Below are 15,569 nucleotides of genomic sequence, written 5' to 3'. Positions count from 1 at the left end.
CGGCACAACAGTGATTGCCTTATCTTACCCACTTTGCCCCGGCGGCCAAAACCCAAAGCGCCGCCTTCATGATCTGACCCCCTATTCACGCCCGGCGGCGGTACAAACCTGGAGCAGATCCCCCAACTCTTCCAGCTGCTGCGCCAGCTCCATGCTGAGCCAAACGTAGCCGTAAATCGGCGCTTCGCCGTGCTGGCCGAGGCTGACCTCCTGCATCAGCGTTTTCAGCTCGCCGGCGATCTCCGCCAGCTGCCCCGCCACCGCCTGCCGCTGCGCCTGCGGCCCTTCGCGCATCAGCACCGCCAGCGATTCCAGCGAGCTCAGCGTCAGCAGTTGGGTACTGCGCAGCGTGCGGGCGTTCAACATGATGAAGTGCGTTTCGCGCGAGGCCCAGTAGGCGTCGGCCATCAGCTCCAGTGTACACACCAAATTGCGGCTGAGGGTTTGCACCGCCTCGAACACCGCTTTGGGGATGCGGGTTTCCTTGCTGGCGGGCACGATCAGGCTGCGCAGCTTCACCACCTGATTCAACAGATCCTTGAGCTGCGGCTCCAGCCGCGGCCGCTCGATAACGTTCGGCGAAAAATACGCGCCGTAGAGGCGGGCGGCGGTTTGCAGGCAGTCCGCCATTTGCATGCGCCACAGAATGTAGGCGCGCTGTGGGTAGATGCTGGTGAACAGCAGCGCCAGCAGCGAACCGAAGATCACGTCGCCGCTGCGCCACAGCGCGGTGTGCATGTCACCGGCGCCCGCGCCGCATACCACCGCCAGCGTGATCCCCACCAGCAGCGCCATATACGGCCGTTTGCCGAGCGTCAGGTAACCGCAGACGAACATCACCACGCCGCACCAAGCCAGCATCAGCGGCAGCGAATAGAGTTCCAGATACAGGGCGATCAGGCCGGACGCGGCGCCGAACACCGTGCCGGCAATGCGTTGCAGCGCCCGCTGCAGCACGTTGCCCCAAAACGAGATCGGCCCCATCACCACCACCAGGGTGATCAGCGGCCAGGTGCCTTCGGGCACCGCCAGCAGGCGGATCAGCAGAAAGGTCAGAATAAACGCCAGCCCGATGCGCACGCCGTGTACGATGCGGTAGTGGCGATAGGTCAGCAGTTCAAGGGAAGAGATTTTTCGATCGAGGCGCACAATGCCTCCGATAAAGACCAGCCAGGCCGCTATTTTAGCGGAGGAAGCCCGGCGAGGAAAAGGCGAATGAGGCGTCCCCCATTCGCGGTCAGGCTCAGGCGGCGTACTTGTCGACCAGCGCGCGCAGAACGGCGGCGGTTTCAACATCCATCACGCCGTCATACTTCTGCTGACGGAAGTGCAGCTGGAACGCGCGCACCAGCTGGCGATAGCCTTCTGCGGTGTTCGCCGCCGAGGTGTCGTAGCCATATTGGGCGAACAGTTTCAGCAAATCGGCCTGCGCCGGCAGGCCCTGGCTGCAGTATTCCTGCTGGCGCTGCTGCTTGGTCGCTTCGTCATACCAGGCGCCGACGCCGGCCTGATACAGCTGCTGCCACGGGAACTGCGGGCCCGGATCGCTCTTGCGGCCCGGCGCGATATCGGAGTGCGCCACCACGTTCACCGGCGAGATGTCCGGATAACGCTGCAGGATGTTCTGCGCCAGCTGGGTGACCGCCTCGATCTGCTGCGGATTGAACGGCGGGAAGGTGATGTTTCCACCGTCGCCGCTCGCCAGGTTAACGATCTCGATGCCGATCGAGGTGTCGTTGATATTGCTGCGGGTGCCCCACTGGCTGGTACCGGCATGCCAGGCGCGCTCGTTCTCGTCCACCAGGTTGAAAATGCGCACGCCGCTGAAGCCGGCGGCCTGATAGGTGGCCTCGGTCGGATCCGGCACCAGATAGTGCGCGCTGACCGATTTTCCGGTCAACGACTTCACCGAGTCGGCGAAGTTTTGCGCCGTGTAGTGCAGCACCAGAAAACGCACGCGGTGGCCGAAGCTGGCGACCGATCGGTAGCTATTGTAATCAATCTTATACATCGTAAAGTCCCTCTCTCGTTTGATTTCACTGAGCGGCCCCTCATCATGACAGGCCGCCCCGCACAGGTGAACCCTTGGCTCACCCTTTTTGTTTTAGCTAATTGCTAAATCATGCGCAAGTGTTTTTTAGCAAAATCGTTATTTACCTTTTTGCTAAAGAGTGCGATCATTGCACAATGGAAACTAAAGAAATCAGGCGCAACAATCTGCGCGAATTGATGGCCCGCTACGCCCGGCAAGGCGTCAACCAGAATGAATTCGCCACGCTGGTTGAGTCTTCCGCGCCGACGCTGAGCCAAATCATCGGGGAGAAATCCTCCCGCAATCTTGGCGACAATCTGGCCAGGCGGATCGAGGCCAGGCTGAATTTGCCCAAGGGCTGGTTCGACGTGTTTCATGAAAAGCAGCTGGTGCGCCCGTTTGACAACGTGGCGGCGGAGTCGGACTTCCAGCCCGCCCGTTTAAAACCGGTGGTATGGGAAGATACCGAACAGGACAAGGAAGAGTTTGTGGAGATCCCGCTGCTGGATATTGATTTTTCCGCCGGCGACGGCTGCTACGAAATCGTCGATCGCGAGGAATTTTCGCTGATCTTCCGCCGTTACTATCTGCACAAGATGGGGGTGGCGGTCAACGCCGCGCGCATTATCCGCATCTCCGGCTCCAGCATGGAACCACGTCTGCAGGATGGCGACGTGGTCGGCATCAACACCGACGACACGCGCATCCGCGAGGGCAAGACCTATGCCATCCGCCACGGCAATTTGCTGCGGGTGAAGGTGCTGATCGAGCAGCCGGACGGCGGCGTCATCATCCGCTCCCTCAACCGTGAAGAGTACCAGGACGAGCATCTCAGCTATCAGCAGCGCAAGGAGCAACTGGTGGTGCTCGGCCGCGTCTTCTGGTCCTCTTCGTCCTGGTAGCAGAGCAACCTCGGGCGCCCGCTGCGCCCGGCGGTTATTTGAAGTCCACCACCATCTGCTGCTGGATAGACAACCCGCGAGTCGACTGCACGCAACCGGCGATGTAGTCGGTGAAGCGCGGCGGTTTCGGCATGCCCAGCTTGAGGATCTTCTCGTTGCTGAAACGCACGTTGAGCATGGCGAACGAGCCGTACAGGCGCATCGCCTTCAGCATCAGCCGCTCGTTGCACGGGCCGAAAATGTCTTTCAGCTGACGGCGCATTTTCACCAACGCGTCATACGTCACCTGCGCATACTCATCGCCCACCGGCGCTTTTTCCAGCGCTGCCGCCATGGCGCGGTCGATTTCGGCAAAGCTGACGCTGCGCTCTTCACCGGCGGAGATGTGATAAACGTCGTTCTCCAGCGTTTCGCTGTTCATCAGCATCACCAGCGCATCCGCACAGTAGTCCACCGGGATCACGTCGATATTGTCCTGCAGCGAGCACATAAACTTGCGCAGCATCAGCGCCATGCCAAACACCCAGAAAATGCTGCTGGAAGGCTGGCAGCCCAGGCGGGTGTGGCCCACGACAATCGACGGACGAGCGATGGTCAGCGGCATTTGCGGGCAGCGTTGGCGCATCAGCTGTTCGATGGTGGATTTGGAACGCGTATATTCCACCAGATGCTCGGCATCTTCCTCAAATTCGCCGCTCTCCGCCACCAGCGAACCCGGTTCCGGGGAACAGGACATGGCGGTACCAACATGCAGAAAGCGTTTTAATCCCGGCACCTGCGCCATTCTTTCGGCAAAGGCCAGGGTGCCTTCTACGTTTACCTTCCAAATGAGCGGGTTATTACCAAATGAAGCAACGGCCGCACAGTTAATAACGTGCGTGACATTGTTAATACGTGCGTCAGTTAAAAATTCGGCCGGCTCGGAAAGGTCGCCCAACAATATATTTTCTATCGTAATTTTAGACAGCAGATTCGCGTCGATATTAAACTTTTCCATATTCGTGCGAATACGAGCCAATCCTTGCTGCGCATCATCGGCGCGCACCAGTAAAAGATAATTAATAGACTGATTTTCAATCAATAATTTTTCAAGAACTGCACCACCGAGAAAGCCGGTAGCGCCGGTTAACAGTAGCGTTTTCATCATTGTCACCCACATTGGTATTGAATGTGGGAGATTGTATCTGCGGGTATTTAAACAAATATTAAATAGAATTACGGCGCCCAGAATCACTTTTCTTAATATTATCTTAAGGAATCTTTTGAAACATCCATCGTGGCTTTAGTAACAAAAGAAGCGCGTAGATTGGATGATTAATCTCTGCCGTTTAAATACCATTGATGTAGTGCCTGATTTAATTTAACGGTCAATGTTATTTCTCTTCTCGTCCGTGGAGGACCTATGACCTATAACCAAAAAATCTGGTTGGGGGTTTTACTGCTGTGCGCCCTGTTTTGGGGGGCGGTGATAAGCGGCGCCTGTTCGCTGTATAACCGGGCAGATCGCCTCAATGCGCACCAGGCGCAGAACGAGTTCGCCGCGCGCCACAGTCTGGCCCCCAGCTCGCAGCAAAGCGCGCAGGCGTCCACCTCCCCTCGGAATGGGTAGGGACAAGACCCGCTAACGATCCTATTATACCCTAAGGTTAACAGGGAGATAACGATGGTTCGAAAGCTGGATAGCTTACCGCAGGCGCAACGCGAGAAAATAGAAGCCGATTTGCTGGCCATCAGCGTGATCTACAACGAGCGCTACGGCATCGCTTCGACCCAGGCGGAAACAGAACGACAGATCCCCGACCACCTGCTCCCCTACTTTCACCAGCGGCTGGATTTCTATCGCCGTGCGTAATTGCGCGCATTTCGCTAACCGCCGCTTGGCATCGCTCCCTACGCCGTTACAATAGAGGCATATTGTATCCGCCACTGAAGAGACGCGATTTTGAGCAGCAAGGCACCGGCCACATTTTATATCCACGATTACGAGACCTTCGGCAAGAGCCCGTCGCTGGACCGCCCGGCGCAGTTCGCCGGCGTGCGCACCGATATGGATTTCAACATTATCGAAGAGCCGCTGGTCATCTACTGCGCCCCGGCCGATGACTACCTGCCGGAACCCGAGGCGGTGATGATCACCGGCATCACGCCGCAGGTGGCGCGTGCCAAAGGGGTTAACGAGGCCGAGTTCACCCGCCAAATCCATCAGGCCTTCAGCGTGGCCGGCACCTGCATTCTCGGTTACAACAACATCCGCTTCGATGACGAAGTGAGCCGCAATATCTTCTATCGCAACTTCTACGATCCCTACGCCTACAGCTGGCAAAACGGCAACTCGCGCTGGGATCTGCTGGATGTGATGCGCGCCTGCTACGCTCTGCGCCCGGACGGCATCGTTTGGCCGGAAAACGAAGACGGTTTCCCCAGCTTCCGCCTGGAACATCTGACGCGCGCCAACGGCGTCGAGCACACGCAGGCTCACGACGCGATGTCGGACGTTTACGCCACTATCGCCATGGCCAAGCTGGTCAAACAGGCACAGCCGCGGCTGTTCGATTTCCTGCTGCAGCACCGCAACAAGCACAAGCTGAACGCCCTGATCGACGTCGCCGACATGACGCCGCTGGTGCACGTCTCCGGCATGTTCGGCGCGGCGCGCGGCAATACCAGCTGGGTGTCGCCGCTGGCCTGGCACCCGGACAACAAGAACGCGGTGATCATGTGCGATCTGGCCGGCGACATGACGCCGCTGTTGACGCTGAGCGCCGAGCAGCTGCGTGAACGGCTGTATACCCGCCGTGACGATCTGGCGCCGGATCAGGCACCGGTGCCGATCAAGCTGGTGCACATCAACAAATGCCCGGTGCTGGCGCCGGCCAAAACCCTGCTGCCGGAGAATGCCGAGCGGCTGGGCATCGATCGTCAGGCGTGTCTGCAAAATCTGCAGCTGCTGAAACAGCATCCGGAAGTGCGCGAGAAAGTGGTCACGCTGTTCGCCGAAGCCGAGCCGTTCAAAGGCGCCGACGACGTCGACGCCCGCTTGTACGACGGTTTCTTCAGCGACGCCGACAAGGCGGCGATGAGGATTATCCAGCAGACCAAACCGCAGAACCTGCCGGCGCTGGATCTGGCCTTCAGCGACGGCCGCATGAAAGAGCTGCTGTTCCGCTTCCGCGCGCGCAACTACCCGAATACGCTGGACGACGCCGAGCAGCGTCGCTGGCTGCAACACCGCCAGGAAGCGCTGAGCGCAGAGCGCGTGCAGAGTTACCTGCTGCAGCTCGAATCGCTGTATAACCTGCACGAAGGCGACAAAGAGAAAACCGCCCTGTTGAAAGCGCTGTTCGATTACGGCAAAGAGTTGGTGGGATAAACCCCGCCGCAGCAGAAAAGGAAAAGGCCGCGAAAGCGGCCTTTTTTGTGGCTGAGGAGACGGCTCGCGCTTAGGCGGCGTCTTCGCTCGCTTGCGGCACCGGCAGACGGAAGCTGCGGGTGACGAAGGCCAGGTAGATCAAACCGATGGCCGCCCAAACCAGGCCCAGCGTCATCGAGCTGGCTTCCAGGTTGATCCACAGCGCGCCGACGGTCAGTGCGCCCATCACCGGCAGGATCAGGTAGTTAAATGTGTCCTTCACGGTGCGGTTCATCTTGTCGCGAATATAGAACTGCGAGATCACCGACAGGTTAACGAAGGTGAAGGCCACCAGCGCACCGAAGTTGATCAGCGCGGTCGCGGTCACCAGGTCAAACGACACCGCGGACAACGCGATGGCGCCTACAAGCAGCACGTTCAGCGCCGGGGTACGCCACTTCGGATGCACATAGCCGAAGAAGCGAGTCGGGAACACGCCGTCGCGGCCCATCACGTACATCAGACGCGAAACGCCCGCGTGCGCCGCCATGCCCGACGCCAATACCGTCACGCAGGAGAACACCAGGATCACCGACTGGAAGAACTTGCCCGCCACGTACAGCATGATTTCAGGCTGTGAGGCGTCCGGATCCTTGAAGCGCGAGATGTCCGGGAAGTACAGCTGCACGAAGTAAGACACCACGATAAAGATGATGCCGCCGATCAGCGCCGTCAGGAAGATGGCTTTCGGGATCACTTTTTCCGCGTCTTTGGTCTCTTCGGACAGCGAGCTGATGCCGTCGAAGCCCAGGAACGAGAAGCACAGGATGGTCGCGCCGGTAATCATCGGCACCACGTGGGCGTTATCGGACCAGAACGGGCGGCTGCTGACCAGCGTACCGGCGCCTTCGCCGTGGTAAATACCGTTGATCACCAGGCCGAGGAACACGATCATGATCGCCACCTGCACCACCACGATGATGGAGTTCAGGTTAGCCACCAGCTTGATGCCGCGCAGGTTGAAAATCGTCATCAAGCCGACCAGCACCGCCACGAAGATCCAGGACGGTACGCCCGGGAAGATCGCTTCCAGGTAAATCTTAGCCAGCAAAATGTTGATCATCGGCATGAACAGATAGTCCAGCAGCGATGACCAGCCCACCATAAAGCCGACGTGCGGGCTGATGGCTTTCTGGGCGTAGGTGTAGGCGGAACCGGCGGAAGGGAACTTCTTCACCAGCTTGCCGTAGCTCAGGGCGGTAAACAGGATCGCCAGCAGAGCGAAGGCGTACGCGGTCGCGACGTGACCATCGGTCAAACCGGATACGATGCCGAAGGTATCGAAAATGGTCATTGGCTGCAGGTAAGCCAAGCCCATCATCACTACCGGAACTAATGTCAGGGTTTTACGCAGCTGAGTGCGCTGAGCCGGAGCGGCGTTGATGGTGTTATCGGACATTGTTCAGCCCCCCCTTACCTTGAGCCTTGCGGATGGCGGACACGCCAAGACTTAAGGTTGCGGGGAAACTTCGCAACGAGCGACTTAATTCTAAAAGAAGGGGGTTGTAAGCTGGATAACGGGTCGAGGAAACCTCGGCTGCTCCATAGTCGCTGCGGCCACAGCGGAAACCGGCGGGCACCGGCGCTAAAGTGAAAAATTGCCCCATCTTTCTAATCCTCATGAGTCACGACCATAAAGTTTTGTTTGATCGTGCACGAAACTATTTATCTATCCGGATCGGTGTCCGGCCTCGCTTGGTGTATGAAACGCTACGTTGGTAAAACATAATGCAAAAAAAATAACCGACGCTTTCAAAACGTCGGCTATCTGCATTTGAGATATTTTGCACCAGAATGCCTCCGAATGACAAGATCCGGAAACCCTCAAATACAAATTCTTTTTGTCGATCGCACGGAAAACCAGCCCGGCAGGCGAATTAATCCGCTGCCGGCAGGCCAGTCACCCGCACATACCTCTTACTTTATACGCCCATTCAGGCATTTTTCAACATCCAGTCGATCTCGGTTTCCGTCACCCGCCGTTCAAACTGCAGCAGTTCGTCGGTCTTGCAGGCGTGATACACCTGGGTGAAACGCTCGCCCAGATAGTGCGTCAGCGCGTGCTGATGTTCAAACTCGTACAGCGCGTCGCTCTGGCGGATCGGCAGCGGCAGCCCTTCCTGCTCCAGCCCGTTGCCGGTCACCGGCTCAGGCAGCGGCACTAGGTTGTCCAGCCCGTACAGCATGCCGGCCAGGATCGCCGCCATCACCAGATAAGGATTGGCATCGGCGCCGGCCACGCGGTACTCCACCCGGTGGTTCTCCGGTTCGCCGCAGGGAATGCGCAGCGCCACGGTGCGGTTGTTGTGGCCCCAGGCGGCCTGGATCGGCACATACATCCCCGGCTGGAAGCGCCGGTAGGCGTTGACGTTCGGCGCCAGCAGCGCCATCGACGCCGGCATCAGGGTGATCATCCCGGCCAATGCCTGTTTCAAGAGCGGCGAATCCTCGCCTTCGGCGTCGGCAAACAGGTTGTTGCCCGCACTATCCTGCATGCTGACATGCACGTGCATGCCGCTGCCGGCGTAATCCTCATAGGGTTTGGCCATAAAGGTGGCGTGCATGTCGTGGTTCTCGGCGACCAGCCGCACCAGCCGCTTCAGCGCCAGCGCGTGGTCGCAGGCCAGCAGGATGTCGTCGGTATGACGCAGGTTGACCTCGAACTGCCCCGGCGACGCCTCCGCCACCGCGCCGTCCGCCGGCAGCCCCTGCAGCTTCGCCAGCGCGTCGATATCGTTCAGCACCTCGGCGAAATGGTTCAGGTTATCGACGGAATACACCTGGCTTTGGGTGTTGCGTTCCTGAGTGCCGGGCGCACACGGCGGCTGCAGATCGCCTTCCGCGTCGCGCAGCCTATCGATGAGATAAAACTCCAGCTCTACCGCTGCCACCGGAAACAAACCGCGCTGGCGCAGCGCCTGCCACACGCGGTTCAGCACATTGCGGGGTTCAACGTCAAAGGGAGTGCCATCTTCATCCAGCATGGTGAGCAGCACCTGGCCGATGTGCTCCGGATCGGCGGCTGACGGCGTCAGCGAACCGGGCACCGGCAGGCAAATGCGGTCCGGTTCGCCGAGCTCCTGCCCAAGGCCGGTCTCCTCCACCACGTTGCCAAGGATGTCCATGGCGAACACCGACGCGGGGAAGTAGCTGCCTTTTTCCAGTTTTTTTAACCCAGAGACGGGTATGCGTTTGCCGCGGAAGGAACCATTAAGATCGGTGAGAAGGATATCGACATACTGCGTGGCGGGATGGCGTTCCAAATAATGAGCAACCTCATTTTGGAACGCGCTACTTCGCCTCTCTTCATGATGCTGTGCAAAATGTTCAACTGCTGCGCTATTGGTTTGCATACGTCACCCGCCATTATGCTCTGAAGGCGCGTTGGCGCCCGTCCACCGTTCGATTCAACACATGATTGGATTTCTCGTCAGGCCGCGCCGCTGCCGGGCGCTCAAAATAACATCCACAATATGAAACATAGTATTAACAGAATGGGTTTGCAAATGTTACAATCCTGTTTGATTATTCGCCAGCGGCTGCTAAATTGATAAAATATTGACCGAAAAGGCCTTACTGCCATTTTCACGTCAACTATTTTGTCCAACGCACCAAGAGTGAACATGGGCAATATATTTTCCAAACCCACCCTAACTACCGATATCATGCAGTATCGTTATCGACCAGACAGGCACCCGATAGCGATCTTCATTTCTGCCTGTCGCCCTTACCAGAAGGAAGTACCGCTATGAGCGAAGTCAGCTTGGCACCGGGCAAACGCCTGTCGCAGATCCGTCAGCAATTGGGTTTGTCACAGCGCCGGGTCGCCGAACTGTCCGGGTTAACCCACAGTGCGATCAGCACCATCGAACAGGACAAGGTCAGCCCGGCCATCAGCACGCTGCAAAAGCTGCTGAAGGTGTATGGCCTGTCGCTGTCTGAATTCTTTGCCGAACCGGAAACCGCCGACGAACCGCGCGTGGTGATCGACGCCGAGGGCCTGATTGAGATCGGCAGCCAGGGGGTGTCGATGAAGCTGGTGCACAACGGCAGCCCCACGCGCAACCTGGCGATGATGCTGGAAACCTACCAGCCCGGCACCACCACCGGTGAAAAGATCAAGCACCAGGGCGAAGAGATCGGCACCCTGCTGGAGGGCGAGATCGTGCTGACCATCAACGGCCAGAGCTACTGCCTGACCGCCGGCCAGAGTTACGCCATCAACACCGGCATCCCGCACAGCTTCAGCAATACTTCGGCGCGCATTTGCCGCATCGTCAGCGCACATACCCCCACCACCTTCTGACCGCTTATCGCTCCGGCGCAGCCTGACACGGGTTGCGCCCCCTGCCTCTCGACGTTTTTCATCGCCGTTATGCCATTTTGTTGGTTGCCAACGGCGTAATCTGTGTTACAACAGAGCAAAACAGCCATCTAAACATCTAAACGGCCTTACTACGCAATGTCAACCGCAACGCCTTCGCGCCTCGAGATGCGCAATATCTCGATCGCCTTCGCCGGCTTCAACGCGCTGCAGGACGTGGACTTCACGCTGCAGGGCGGCTCAATCCACGCGCTGGTCGGCGCCAACGGCGCGGGCAAGTCGACGCTGATGGCGATCCTCTCCGGCGCCCACGACCATTATCGCGGCGAGATCCTGATCGACGGCCAGGCGGTGGCGATCCACTCCCCGCTGCAGGCGCGCCGCCACGGTATTCACGTGGTGCAACAAGAGGTGGACGTCGCGCTGATCCCCACGCTGTCGGTGGCGGAAAACATCATGCTGGACTGGCTGAACGAGCCGGGCCACTGGCTGAACTGGGCAGAGCTGCACCGCCGCGCGGCGCAGTTGCTGCAGCAATGGGCGCTGCCGCTCAACCCGCGCAGACGCCTGGCGGACTGCACGCTGGCGGAAAAACAGCAGGTGCTGCTGGCGCGCGCGCTGTCGCACCGCTGCCGTTTTCTGGTGCTCGACGAACCGACCGCGCCGCTCGATCGCGCCGAGAGCGAGCGCCTGTTTAACGTAGTGCGCCGCCTGCAATCCGAAGGCATCGGCATTGTGTTCATTTCTCACCGCATCCACGAACTGAGCGACATTTGCGATCGGCTGACGGTGCTGCGCGACGGCCGGCGCGTCAGCGAAGACGCCATGCGCGGGCTGAGCGGCGAACAGATCGTCGAGAAAATGCTCGGCCACCGGCTGGACGACATTTTCCCGCCGCCGCGCCCGCCGCACGCTGGGCGTAAGCTGCTGCAGGTGGAGGGCTTGCGCGATCGCCATAAGCTGCGCGACGTTTCGCTGCGGCTGCATGAAGGAGAGATCCTCGGCATCGCCGGGCTGGCCGGAGCGGGCAAAACCGAACTGTGCAAGGCATTGTTCGGCGCCAGCACCGTGCAGCTCGAGCGCGGCGAACTGCGCGGGCAGCCCTGGGCGCCACGCGCGCCGCACCTGTCGGTCGAACAAGGATTGGCGCTGGTGCCGGAAGAGCGCCGCAAAGAAGGCATTTTTATCGATGAGGCGATCCCGATGAACCTGAGCGTCAGCGCCGACGACAGCTTCTCGCGCTGGAGCCTGTTCAGCCGGCGGCAAGAGCTGCGCTGGGCGCGCGAGATCATGCAGCGTCTGAACATTCGCGCCTCCGGCCCGCAACAGCGGCTGGCGCGCCTGTCCGGCGGCAATCAGCAAAAAGTGGCGATCGGCAAGTGGCTGCGCGGCAACGCCGAGGTGCTGATCTTCGATGAGCCGACCAAGGGCGTGGACATCAAGGCCAAGCAGGAGCTGTTCAGCCTGATCGACGGCCTGGCTCACGCCGGCAAAGGCGTGATTTACGCCTCCGGCGAGTTCGCCGAGCTGATTGGCCTGTGCGATCGCATCTGCGTGCTGTGGGACGGCCGCATCGTGGCGGAGTTGAACGCCGCCGACATCGACGAAGAAACCTTATTGCTCTATTCCACCGGAGGAACCCCTGCGTGAGTAAAGAATTTGCCCTGCGGCCTGCGCTGCCCTGGCGCCAACAGCTGTTTGATTTCCTCTACAAATGGGGCATGTTGCTGACCGTCGCGGCGCTGATCGCCCTGTTTGGCCTGGCGTCGGACAACTTTCTCGATGCCAATAACATCATCAACATCCTGCGTTCGATCGCCATCGTGACGGTGATCGCCATCGGCGTCTCCATCTCGCTGTCGGTCGGCGGTTTCGATCTGTCGGTCGGCTCGACCGCCTCGCTGGCCAACGCGCTGGTGATTTCACTGTTCGTCTGGCACGGGTTCGACACCACCGGCGCCATCGTGGTAACGCTGCTGCTCTGCACGCTGGTCGGCCTGTTCAACGCCCTGCTGATCGTGGTGCTCAAAATTCCCGACATGCTGGCGACGCTGGCCAGCCTGTTCGTGATCCAGGGCGTGGCGATGACCTACAGCTACGGCGGTTCCATCACCCAAAACATGGTGCTGCCGAATGGCGACATGGCGGAAGGCCTGATCCCGGAGGTGTTTTCCGCCCTCGGCCAGGTGCCGGTGATCGTGCTGATCATGCTGGCGGTCACCGTGGCGGTGCAGCTGTTCCTGTCGTTGACCAAGCATGGCCGCCGCATGTATGCCATCGGCGGCAACCCCGAAGCGGCGCGTCTGTCGGGTATCCGCACCGTACGTTACAGGGTTGCCGCTTACGTTATTTCTTCCTGGCTGGCGGCGCTTGGCGGCATCCTGCTGGCGTCACGTATCGGCTCTTCGCAGGTCAACGCCGGCGGCGGTTATCTGATGGACGCGGTGGCGGCGGCCTATATCGGCTTCTCGCTGGCGGGCTCCGGCAAACCCAATGCGCTCGGCACCCTGATCGGCGCGGTGATCCTCGGCGTGCTGCAAAACGGCCTGGTGATGCTGTCGGTGCCCTACTACGCCATGGACATTATCAAAGGCCTGGTGCTGGCGCTGGCGCTGGCCATTACCTACATCCAGAAACGCTGATCCTCCCCGGCGCACGCCCGCTGCGCCGCTTTTCCCCTTTAATTCATCCGGTTACTCTTTTTCGTCAGTAGAACCCGCATACAAATGATATGAATTATCATTAGCGTTTACATTCAGTAAAAAATCCTTACAATACCCTCACGCAACGCTGACGAAGCGAAGTATTTCTCAGCGAACGATGAATAATTTCATTAGAAATTCAATTGGTTAATTACTTTCAATTCAACCCAGGAAAGGTTCACCTCATGGAAACGCCACGTTACAGCAAGCTCGCCGCTCTGGTTGTCGCTTCACTCAGCGCCACCGCCGCGCTGGCCGCGCCGCAGAACGACACCCAGGACACCATGGTCGTCACCGCCTCCGGCTTCCAGCAAAAAATTCAGGACTCCGCCGCGTCCATCTCGGTGATCCCGCGCCAGCAGATCGAAGATAAGGCCTATCGCGACGTGACCGATGCACTGAAAGACGTGCCGGGCGTGGTGGTCACCGGCGGCGCCAGCAGCAGTGACATCAGCATCCGCGGCATGTCCTCCAAGTACACGCTGATCCTGGTGGACGGCAAGCGCGTCGACACCCGCAGCACCCGCCCGAACAGCGACAACGCCGGCATCGAACAGGGCTGGCTGCCGCCGCTGGAAGCCATCGAACGCATCGAAGTGGTGCGCGGGCCGATGTCTTCGCTGTACGGTTCCGACGCCATGGGCGGCGTGATCAACGTCATCACCCGCAAAACCTCACGCACCGAGTGGAAAGGCTCGCTGCACGGTGACGCCACCGTTCAGGAAAACCGCGATTCCGGCGATCTGTTCCAGACCAACGCCTACGCCTCCGGCCCGCTGGTTGAAGGCCTGCTCGGCCTGCGGGTCAACGGCCTGCTGTCGCGCCGCGCGGAAGATAAAATCACCAACGGTTATAACGAACAGCGCATGCGCAGCGGCACCGCGGTGTTCACCCTGACGCCGGACGAGAAAAACGAATTCGATTTCGAAATCGGCCGCTCGCTGCAGGATCGCAACAGCACGCCGGGCAAATCGGTAGTGGCGGAGCGCTGCAGCAAAGGCAAGTGCACACCAACCGAGGTCAGCGAAAGCCTATACACTCGCACCAACTACGCGCTGACCCACAACGGCTATTACGACTTCGGCAACTCCACCAGCTACGTGCAGCGCGAAGAAACCGGTAACCCGGGCCGTAACATGAAGGCCTACAACACCATCTTCAACACCCAGAACCAGTTCGAGCTGGGTTCCCACATGCTGAACCTCGGCGGCCAATACCGCTATGAAAAACTGGGCGACGGTGGCAACCAGCTTGAATCGGCTCAAGGTCTCAGCAAGCTGACGCGCTGGAGCTGGGCATTGTTCGCTGAAGACGAATGGGCGCTGACCAACGACTTTAGCCTGACCAGCGGCATCCGTATGGACCGTGATGAAAACTTCGGCAGCCACTGGACCCCACGCATGTACGGTGTCTGGCACCTGACCGAACAGTGGACGCTGAAAGGCGGCGTCTCCGCCGGTTACAAATCGCCGGATCTGCGCCAATCCTCCCCTAACTGGGGGCAGGTCACCGGCGGCGGCGTGCGTAAAGGCATCATCGTCGGCAACCCGGATCTGCAGCCAGAGAAGAGCCTGAGCGAAGAAATCGGCCTGATGTGGGATAGCCTGAAAGGCGTTAACGCCGGCGTGACGGTCTTCAACACTGACTTTAAAGACAAAATCACCGAAGTGCGCCGCTGTGAAGACACGCCGGATTGCACCATCGGCGGCACGTCCTACGACTTTATCAGCGATCGCGTCAACGTCGACAAAGCCAATATGCGCGGCGTAGAGGCCACCTTCGGCTGGCAGATCAACAAAGACTGGAAGTGGAACACCAACTACACCTACACCTCTTCCGAGCAGAAGAGCGGCGAGTTCCAGGGCAAGGCGCTCAACCAGATGCCTAAGCACATGCTGAATACCGTGCTGGACTGGCGTGCCACGCAGGACCTCAGCCTGTGGTCGCGCGTTAACTTCCGCAGCAAAACCTCACAATATCTGAGCCGCACCTCGATGGCGACCAGCACGCCATCCTACACCTTCGTCGATGCGGGCCTGAGCTACCAGGCGGCGAAAAACCTGCAGCTGACCGGCGGGGTTTACAACATCCTCGACAAAACCGTGGATTACGATCACTACCGCACCACGCTGGACGGCCGCCGTTACACCGTCGGCATGACCTACAACTTCTGATGCCCCTGGGCGCGCGCTGCGCGCCC

13 protein-coding genes are annotated in these 15,569 nt (G+C 59.4%); 8 read left to right on the top strand and 5 right to left on the bottom strand.

Annotated elements, in window-relative coordinates:
• Positions 1-81 precede the first annotated feature (81 nt).
• Positions 82-1,149 (bottom strand): FUSC family protein, encoded by a 1,068-nt coding sequence (locus WA302_RS11050; protein ID WP_025303520.1) that lies wholly within the window; start codon positions 1,147-1,149, stop codon positions 82-84.
• Between the two features lie 94 nt (positions 1,150-1,243).
• Positions 1,244-2,011 carry an N-acetylmuramoyl-L-alanine amidase gene (locus WA302_RS11045; RefSeq protein ID WP_025303521.1) on the bottom strand — a complete coding sequence of 256 codons (768 nt, stop codon included), beginning with the start codon at positions 2,009-2,011 and terminating at the stop codon, positions 1,244-1,246.
• 176 nt (positions 2,012-2,187) lie between these two features.
• Here WA302_RS11045 and WA302_RS11040 point away from each other — a divergent pair, with 176 nt between their 5' ends.
• On the top strand, positions 2,188-2,934 hold the full coding sequence (locus WA302_RS11040; RefSeq protein WP_019453597.1) for a S24 family peptidase: 747 nt from the start codon (positions 2,188-2,190) through the stop codon (positions 2,932-2,934).
• Positions 2,935-2,968: 34 nt separating this feature from the next.
• Here WA302_RS11040 and WA302_RS11035 read toward each other — a convergent pair whose 3' ends face one another.
• The gene (locus WA302_RS11035) at positions 2,969-4,078 is read right to left on the bottom strand and encodes an SDR family oxidoreductase (RefSeq protein WP_025303522.1); all 1,110 of its coding nucleotides are present in this window, start codon (positions 4,076-4,078) and stop codon (positions 2,969-2,971) included.
• 258 nt (positions 4,079-4,336) lie between these two features.
• Here WA302_RS11035 and WA302_RS11030 point away from each other — a divergent pair, with 258 nt between their 5' ends.
• The 3 genes from WA302_RS11030 (at position 4,337) to sbcB (ending at position 6,304) form a co-directional block, all read left to right on the top strand.
• Complete coding sequence (locus WA302_RS11030) at positions 4,337-4,543, top strand: hypothetical protein (protein ID WP_025303523.1); 207 nt, start codon at positions 4,337-4,339, stop codon at positions 4,541-4,543.
• Between the two features lie 54 nt (positions 4,544-4,597).
• Positions 4,598-4,786, top strand: coding sequence for a DNA polymerase III subunit theta (locus WA302_RS11025; RefSeq protein WP_025303524.1), 189 nt, complete (start codon positions 4,598-4,600; stop codon positions 4,784-4,786).
• A 90-nt stretch (positions 4,787-4,876) separates the two neighbouring features.
• Positions 4,877-6,304, top strand: a complete 1,428-nt coding sequence (gene sbcB / locus WA302_RS11020; RefSeq protein WP_261456907.1) for an exodeoxyribonuclease I — start codon at positions 4,877-4,879, stop codon at positions 6,302-6,304.
• A gap of 70 nt (positions 6,305-6,374) precedes the next feature.
• On the opposite strand, the gene WA302_RS11015 is transcribed toward sbcB, so the two are convergent.
• Entirely contained in the window at positions 6,375-7,742 is a 1,368-nt protein-coding gene (locus WA302_RS11015) for an APC family permease (RefSeq protein ID WP_025303526.1), read from the bottom strand.
• A 535-nt stretch (positions 7,743-8,277) separates the two neighbouring features.
• Positions 8,278-9,696 carry a glutamine synthetase family protein gene (locus WA302_RS11010; RefSeq protein WP_261456906.1) on the bottom strand — a complete coding sequence of 473 codons (1,419 nt, stop codon included), beginning with the start codon at positions 9,694-9,696 and terminating at the stop codon, positions 8,278-8,280.
• 395 nt (positions 9,697-10,091) lie between these two features.
• On the opposite strand from WA302_RS11010, the gene puuR reads away from it, so the two are divergent.
• The 4 genes from puuR to WA302_RS10990 all read left to right on the top strand — a co-directional run bounded on the left by puuR (position 10,092) and on the right by WA302_RS10990 (position 15,543).
• Complete coding sequence (puuR, locus tag WA302_RS11005) at positions 10,092-10,649, top strand: HTH-type transcriptional regulator PuuR (protein WP_261456905.1); 558 nt, start codon at positions 10,092-10,094, stop codon at positions 10,647-10,649.
• Positions 10,650-10,805: 156 nt separating this feature from the next.
• On the top strand, positions 10,806-12,317 hold the full coding sequence (locus WA302_RS11000; protein ID WP_261456904.1) for a sugar ABC transporter ATP-binding protein: 1,512 nt from the start codon (positions 10,806-10,808) through the stop codon (positions 12,315-12,317).
• Positions 12,314-13,309 carry an ABC transporter permease gene (locus tag WA302_RS10995; protein ID WP_197837183.1) on the top strand — a complete coding sequence of 332 codons (996 nt, stop codon included), beginning with the start codon at positions 12,314-12,316 and terminating at the stop codon, positions 13,307-13,309. The genes WA302_RS11000 and WA302_RS10995 overlap by 4 nt, the downstream gene beginning before the upstream one ends.
• Before the next feature lie 245 nt (positions 13,310-13,554).
• A complete protein-coding gene (locus tag WA302_RS10990) occupies positions 13,555-15,543 on the top strand; it encodes a ligand-gated channel protein (RefSeq protein ID WP_197837184.1) in 1,989 nt (662 codons plus the stop codon).
• Positions 15,544-15,569 lie beyond the last annotated feature (26 nt).

This window comes from Serratia sp. 201 (genome assembly GCF_037027545.1).
GTDB lineage: Bacteria > Pseudomonadota > Gammaproteobacteria > Enterobacterales > Enterobacteriaceae > Serratia > Serratia bockelmannii.
The sequence above is the reverse complement of the archived record's forward strand: the minus strand, read 5'-3'. Positions and strand labels throughout refer to the sequence as shown.